General features: G+C 63.3%; 5 protein-coding genes and 1 pseudogene. 2 read left to right on the top strand and 4 right to left on the bottom strand.

Annotated elements, in window-relative coordinates; genetic code table 11:
- Both EOD15_RS24305 and EOD15_RS24300 read right to left on the bottom strand, forming a co-directional pair.
- On the bottom strand, positions 1 to 2,171 hold a 2,171-nt coding region (locus EOD15_RS24305; RefSeq protein WP_127408903.1), incomplete at its 3' end, for a CarD family transcriptional regulator.
- Positions 2,172 to 2,242: 71 nt separating this feature from the next.
- A complete protein-coding gene (locus EOD15_RS24300) occupies positions 2,243 to 2,530 on the bottom strand; it encodes a succinate dehydrogenase assembly factor 2 (protein WP_127321997.1) in 288 nt (95 codons plus the stop codon).
- A gap of 92 nt (positions 2,531 to 2,622) precedes the next feature.
- Here EOD15_RS24300 and recG point away from each other — a divergent pair, with 92 nt between their 5' ends.
- Positions 2,623 to 4,731, top strand: coding sequence for an ATP-dependent DNA helicase RecG (gene recG / locus EOD15_RS24295; RefSeq protein WP_127321996.1), 2,109 nt, complete (start codon positions 2,623 to 2,625; stop codon positions 4,729 to 4,731).
- Here recG and EOD15_RS24290 read toward each other — a convergent pair.
- The gene (locus EOD15_RS24290) at positions 4,683 to 5,438 is read right to left on the bottom strand and encodes a DUF502 domain-containing protein (protein ID WP_027036784.1); all 756 of its coding nucleotides are present in this window, start codon (positions 5,436 to 5,438) and stop codon (positions 4,683 to 4,685) included. The two genes, recG and EOD15_RS24290, sit on opposite strands and share 49 nt — an antisense overlap.
- A gap of 286 nt (positions 5,439 to 5,724) precedes the next feature.
- Here EOD15_RS24290 and EOD15_RS24285 point away from each other — a divergent pair.
- Positions 5,725 to 6,013, top strand: a pseudogene (locus EOD15_RS24285) (GIY-YIG nuclease family protein).
- Between the two features lie 108 nt (positions 6,014 to 6,121).
- Here EOD15_RS24285 and glmS read toward each other — a convergent pair.
- A partial coding sequence (glmS, locus tag EOD15_RS24280; protein WP_127408902.1) for a glutamine--fructose-6-phosphate transaminase (isomerizing) occupies positions 6,122 to 7,430 on the bottom strand: 1,309 nt, incomplete at its 5' end.

Here is a 7,430-nt window from a genome sequence, read left to right as displayed (position 1 = left end):
ATGTCGACCTGGCCCTCGGCGATGCCTTTCTTGGTCTCGGCCAGTTCCCTGGCGCCGACCAGCCGCGAGGCCTGGCCGACGCGGATCGGCAGGCCGGAAAACCGTTGCGAAAACGTCTTGAAATGTTGGCGCGACAACAATGTCGTCGGCACCACGACCGCCACCTGAAAGCCTTCCATCGCCGCGATGAAGGCAGCGCGCAGCGCCACTTCGGTCTTGCCGAAGCCGACATCGCCGCAGATCAGCCGGTCCATCGGCTTGCCGGCGGCCAGATCATCGCGCACCGAGTCGATTGCTGTCTGCTGGTCGTCGGTCTCTTCATAGGGGAAGCGGGCCGCGAACTCGCCATAGAGGCCTTCTGCCGGCACCAGTGGCGGTGCGGAGCGCATCTGCCGTTCGGCGGCGATGCGGATCAGCTGCCCGGCCATGTCGAGCAGGCGCTTCTTCAGTCGCGCCTTGCGCGACTGCCAAGCGCCGCCGCCAAGCTTGTCCAGCGTCGCCTCGGCTGTGTCAGAACCGTAGCGCGACAGAAGCTCGATGTTTTCCACCGGCAGGAACAGCCGGTCGTCACCGGCATAGTGGATTTCAAGGCAGTCATGCGGTGCGCCGACCGCTTCGATGGTGCGCAGGCCGATGAAACGGCCGATGCCATGATCGGCGTGGACGACAATGTCGCCGGCCGACAGCGCCGAGGCCTCGGCAATGAAATCCGAGGGACGCTTCTTGCGTTTCGAACGCCGGATCAGCCGGTCACCCAAAATGTCCTGTTCGGCGACGACGACCAGTTGTTCGGTTTCGAAGCCGGATTCGAGCGGCAGCACGGCCAGGGCCGCCTGACCCGGTTCGAGCTTTTCGGCTTCCGCCAGCGTCGCCACCTGCTTGAGGTTGCCGAGATGGTGTTCGGCAAGGATCTGGCCAAGCCGGTCGAGCGAGCCTTCGGTCCAGCCGGCGATGACGACGCGGCGGCGCGCCGCGCGCTCATCGGCGATGTGTTTGACGACGACATCGAACACGTTGGCGTTCGGATCGGCGCGCTCCTCGACGAAGCTGCGGCCGTGGCGTGAGCCGGCGTTATAGACCTTCTTGGCGCCAACGTCGGGCGCGTCGAATGGCGTGAAGTCGATCGCTTCACGCGGTCCGAGCGAAGCAATCAGGTTGTCCGGCGAGAGATAGAGCAGGTCCGGTGCGACCGGCTTGTAAGGCACGGCGTCCTTCAAGGCACCGTCCGCCTGCTTCCTGCGCGCCTCGTAATGGTCGAGGATCAGCGTGTGGCGCTCGGCCAGCGCCTCATGCGCCAGATGGTCGAAGATGACAGGCGTGTCAGGCAGATAATCGAACACTGTCTCCAGCCGCTCATAGAAAAACGGCAGCCAGTGTTCCATGCCGGCAAACCGCCTGCCTTCGCTGACTGCTGCATAGAGCCCGTCATCGCGCTGTGGAGCGCCAAAGGCTTCGATATAGGAGCGGCGGAAACGGCTGATGGTTTCGGGCGTCAGCGCCACTTCGCTCATCGCCTGCAGAGCCATCGACTTGCGCTGACCGGTGGTGCGCTGCGTGGCGGCGTCGAACACACGGATCGATTCCAGCGTATCGCCGAAGAAGTCGAGCCTGAGTGCTTCGGTCCAGCCGGGCGCGAACAGGTCGAGAATGCCGCCGCGCACCGCGAACTCGCCGATGCCACGCACGGTCGGCACGCGCTCAAAACCGGACGTTTCCAGCCGCGACACCAGTACGTTCATGTCGATCTGGTTGCCGGGCCTGGCGTGGAACGTCTGTGCCTCGACGAGATCCGCCGGCGGAATGCGCTGCAGCAGAGCATTGGCGGTGGTGAGGATGACGGCGCGGTGCGGCTTCTTCGCCAGCGCGATCATGGCGGTCAGCGCATCGAGGCGCTTGGCGGCAGCATCCGAACCGGGCGAGACGCGGTCGTAGGGCAGACAATCCCACGCCGGTAGTTGCAGCACCGGCAGGCCGGGGGCAGCGAAAGACAGCGCCTCAACGATCGCCGGCAGGCGCTGACCGTCGCGCGCGACGAACAGAACCGGCTTGTCGGGCGCGATCTCGAGTGCCGCCTGCACCAGCGCAAAGGCTTCATAGCCATCAGCGACGCCGTCGACGATGAACTGGCCGGCGCGGTCTTTCGGCAAACCGATGGTGGGAATGAGGCTCATGAAATCACGGTCTTGTTTTATCGCAATTCACTAGGGGAAGCGCTTTGCACTTTTCCTGGAATTGCTTGTGTTCAGAATGTCAGAGAATGGCGGAAAGCCAGGATCTTTTGCAGGACGGCACAATCGATATCGGCCGGCACCGGGCGTTCGCCGGTGACCATGGGCAGGAATTCGGTATCGGGAACGTCGAGGAGCCTCTCATATTGGTCGATTTCCTCGGCCGTCAAGGCGCCGATCTCAGCGTCGGCGAAAGTGCCGAGGATCAGGTCCATCTCGCGCATGCCGCGATGCCAGGAGCGAAACAGAAGCTTGCGGCGGCGGACGTCGAGCCCCTCGCTTGATCTCGTCGTTCCGGTCATCGTGCCGCATCCTTGCTTGCTGCGGCGCATATAGCGTGGATAGAAGGGGCTGTCAGCCTTGCGCTGCCGCCATCGCAACATAAGCTGACATCATGCGCCCGACCATCCTCGATCCCTTGTTTGTACCGATCACGTCGCTTGCAGGCGTCGGACCGAAAGTCGGCGCGCTGATCGAGAAGGTTGTCCCGGCCGATCTGGGTGACCGCCCCGCCCGCGCGGGCGACCTTCTGTTCGTGCTGCCGCACACCGTCATCGACCGCCGCAGCCGGCCGGGCATCGCAGGATCCGCGGAAGGCCAGATCGTGACGCTGGAGGTGCGCATCGACCGCCACCAGCCGCCGCCGCGCGGCAACAGGTCGGTGCCTTACCGCGTCTTCGCCCATGACGACACCGGCGAGATCGCGCTGACCTTCTTCCATGCTCACGCTTCCTATCTCGAAAAGGCGATGCCCGAGGGCGAGCATGTCGTGGTCTCGGGCCGCATGGAATGGTTCAATGGCCGCCCGAGCATGGTCCACCCCGACCATATTGCGCTGGCCAGCGAGGCGGAAAACCTGCCGCTGGTCGAACCGGTCTATCCCCTGACAGCCGGGCTCTCGGGCAAGGTGCTGCGCCGGGCGATCGGCCAGGCGCTGGCGCGTGTGCCTGAATTTCCCGAATGGCAGGACGGCGCCTTCATGCGCCGGCACACCTTTGCGGCCTTTGCCGATGCGCTCGCCCGCATCCACAATCCGGCCGACCCGATCGACGTCTCCATCGACGGCGCCGCCTGGCGGCGGCTCGCCTATGACGAGTTGCTGGCGGGCCAGGTCTCGCTGGCGCTGGTGCGGGCAAAAGTCCGCAGGCTGTCCGGGCGTCCCCTGGTCGGCGACGGCCGCATCGTCGAAAAACTGCGGACTGCACTGCCCTATTCGCTGACATCGAGCCAGGAGTTTGCGCTGGCCGAAATCAATGCCGACCTCGCTGATCCCGAGCGCATGCTGCGGCTTCTGCAGGGCGATGTCGGCTCCGGCAAGACGGTCGTCGCGCTGTTGGCCATGGCACGCGCCGTCGAGGCCGGCGGCCAAGCAGCTTTGATGGCACCGACCGAAATCCTGGCGCGCCAGCATCTGGCGACCATCACGCCGCTTGCCGCCAAGGTCGGGCTGCGCATTGCCATCCTCACCGGCCGCGAAAAGGGCCGCGAACGCGCGGATACGCTGGCCGGCCTGGCAAGCGGTGAGATCGACATCGTGGTCGGCACCCATGCGCTGTTCCAGGAGACGGTCATGTTCCACGACCTGGTCTTCGCCGTGATCGACGAGCAGCACCGTTTCGGCGTCCATCAGCGGCTTGCCATCACCGCCAAGGGCGACGCGCCGGACATGCTGGTGATGACGGCCACTCCCATCCCCCGCACGCTGGTGCTGACCGCTTTCGGCGACATGGACGTGTCGAAACTGACGGAAAAACCGGCCGGCCGCCAGCCGATCCGTACCGTTACACTGCCGCTCGAGCGGCTCGACGAACTGGTCGACCGCATGGTGGACGCCGTCGCCGGCGGCCAGAAGATCTACTGGATCTGTCCGCTGGTCGAGGAATCCGAAGAAATCAAGCTGATGTCGGCCGAGGACCGCTTCGCCTCGCTGAAACCATTGTTCGGCGACCGTATCGGGCTCGTTCACGGCCGCATGAAGGGTGCCGAGAAGGACGAGGCGATGCGTGCCTTCAAGCAGGGCGAGACACACATCCTGATCGCCACCACCGTCATCGAGGTCGGCGTCGACGTGCCGGACGCCACCGTCATGGTCATCGAGCACGCCGAGCGCTTTGGCCTGGCCCAGCTGCACCAACTGCGCGGCCGGGTCGGGCGTGGCGACAAGCCCTCCTCCTGCGTGCTGCTCTACAAGGACCCGCTCGGCGAGACCGCAAAACGCCGGCTGTCGGTAATGCGCGAGACCGAGGACGGGTTCCTGATCGCCGAGGAAGACCTGAAGCTGCGCGGCGAAGGCGAATTGCTGGGCACCCGCCAGTCCGGCACGCCGGGTTTCCAGGTGGCGCGCATCGAGGCGCATGCCGACCTTCTGGAGGCCGCCCGCGACGATGCCAGGCTGATCCTGTCGCGCGACCCGGAGCTGCAATCGCAGCGTGGCGAGGCGTTGCGCCTGCTGCTTTATTTGTTCGGTCGCGACGAGGCCGTGCGGCTCCTGCGCGCCGGCTGAGCCAGGGCGGCAACCGACGGGTTGGCGAGCATCCCTTCGATCGGCTCGCCATTCACGACAACCATTTGCTTGACCTCGGGCGCCACCAGCCCGGCCGACACAATCAGCTTGGCGCCGTCCTCGATCGTCATGTCGAGCAGCACGATGTCCGACTTCGGCACATACATCAGGAATCCGGTGGTCGGGTTTGGCGTGCACGGCATGAACACGGCAATCAGCGGATCGCCTTCCTGGTCGAGCTTCTGGTTGATCTCGGTTTCCTTCTCGCTGGCGACGAACACCAGCGACCACACACCCTTGCGCGGATATTCGACCAGTCCGACCTGGCGGAACATGTCGCCCTTGTTGGACAGCACGGTCTCGAAAATCTGTTTCAGCGAGCCATAGATGCCGCGCACCAACGGCATGCGGCCAAGCAGGCGCTCGCCGAAATTGACGATGGCGCGGCCGACGATGTTGGCCGTCAGAAAGCCGATCAGCGTGATCAGGATGAGCGCCACGATCAGCCCGAACCCCGGCACAGGAAACGACAAATAGGTGTCAGGGCTGTAGCGGGCCGGAATATAGGGTTTCACCCAGGAATCGACCCAACCGATGAATGACCAGGCGATGTAGGCGGTGATCGCCAGCGGCGCGCAGACGATGAAGCCCGTGAGGAAGTAGTTCCTCAGCCGGGTCACGCCGGAAGTCTTGGGAGCGTCGGACATGATTCACCGGAGGCGCGGGTTGCAGCGCAACATTAGTGAACCGGACGAAGCTTTGGAACTGCGAAGTTTTTAAAGAGCCGATTATGCCGCTACTTTCAACGAAACAATCCAAACGGAAGCAGCATACGTTCGCGATTAGCCGAAACATCCCTCCCCTTCGTCATCCACGGGCGGAGCAAGGAGCGAAGCGACGCGGCGCAGACCCGAGGATCCATTCCGTGACGTCGGCCGAAGAATGCAACCCCTCAAGATGGTCGGCGGATCGTTCGGTCGCTATACTTCGTTCATGACGGGCTATGTCTATTTAACTGCGAGCCGGAAACGCGGTACCATCTATATTGGCGTCACAAACGATCTCGGCCGCCGAATGCCCGAGCACAAGTCTGGTGAGGGTTCGCGCTTTACTGGGGCGGTATGGCGTAGAACGCTTGGTTTGGTACGAAGAGTATTTCGACATCCGCGATGCAATCAAGCGCGAGAAGTCGCTGAAACGTTGGCCGCGTCAATGGAAGATTGAATTGATCGAAAAGGCCAATCCGGAGTGGTTCGAGCTTTTCCGCGGGACTGGGTGGTAGCGCCAAGTTCTGCACTGCTTTGATCCGCCATACCGTCACGGAATGGATCCTCGGGTCTGCGCAGGAGCTTCGCTCCCGCTACGCCCGTGGATGACGAAAGGATGAGGCCTACTCCACCGTCACTGATTTCGCCAGATTGCGCGGCTGGTCGACGTCGGTGCCCATGAACACGGCGGTGAAATAGGCGAGCATCTGGATCGGCAGCGCGTAGATGATCGGCGAGATGATTTCCGGCACGTCCGGCAGCACGATCGTCTCCATCGTCTTGACGCTCGTCAGCGCCGCACCCTTGCTGTCGGTGATCAGGATGATCTTGCCGCCGCGCGCCGCCACTTCCTGCATGTTCGAAACGGTCTTTTCGAAAATGTGGTCGTGCGGCGCAATGACGATGACCGGCATGTTCTCATCGATCAGCGCGATCGGTCCATGCTTCAGCTCGCCGGCCGCATAGCCCTCGGCGTGGATATAGGAGATTTCCTTGAGTTTCAGCGCGCCTTCCATGGCCAGCGGAAAGTTGGTGTCGCGGCCGAGATAGAGCACGTCCTTGTAGCGTGAGAGTTCACGCGCGATCCGTTCGATCTGCTCTTCAAGCTTGAGCACCTGATTGGCATAGCGCGGCGCTTCCGAAAGCGCGCGCACCAGGGTCTTCTCTTGTTCTTTCGAGATTGTCCCGCGCGCCACGCCGGCCCGCACGGCAAGCGATGCCAGCACCGAAAGCTGGCAGGTGAACGCCTTGGTCGAGGCAACGCCGATCTCCGGCCCGGCGAGCGTCGGCAGCACGACATCGGATTCGCGCGCCATGGTCGATTCGCGCACATTGACGATCGCGCCGATCTTCATGCCGGCCTTGCGGCAATAACGCAGCGAGGCCAGCGTGTCGGCAGTCTCACCGGACTGCGAAATGAAGAACGCCGCGTCGTTCTTCGACAATGGCATTTCGCGGTAACGGAATTCGGAGGCGACATCGATGTCGACGGGCAGGCGCGCGTAGCGCTCGAACCAGTATTTGCCGATCAGGCCGGCAAGATAGGCGGTACCGCAGGCGGAAATCGCCAGCCGGTTGATCTCTGCGAAATTGAACGGCAGATCCAGCGGCTTGGAGACGCCGCCGACAAAATCGAGATAATTCGCCAAGGTATGCGAGATCACTTCGGGCTGCTCATGGATCTCCTTCTCCATGAAATGGCGCCGATTGCCCTTGTCGACCATGAAGCTGGTCGAAAGCGACTGCTGGCGCTTGCGGTCGACCTTTGTGCCGTCGATGTCGAAGATGGTGACGCCGTCGCGGCGCACCACCGCCCAGTCGCCATCTTCGAGATAGGTGATCGAATTGGTGAACGGTGCGAGCGCGATGGCGTCGGAGCCCAAGAACATCTCGCCATCGCCATGGCCGACAGCCAAAGGCGGACCGTTGCGC

The sequence above is a fragment of the Mesorhizobium sp. M7A.T.Ca.US.000.02.2.1 genome (assembly GCF_003996995.1).
Taxonomy (GTDB): domain Bacteria; phylum Pseudomonadota; class Alphaproteobacteria; order Rhizobiales; family Rhizobiaceae; genus Mesorhizobium.
This window is presented reverse-complemented; position numbering and strand designations above follow the sequence as displayed.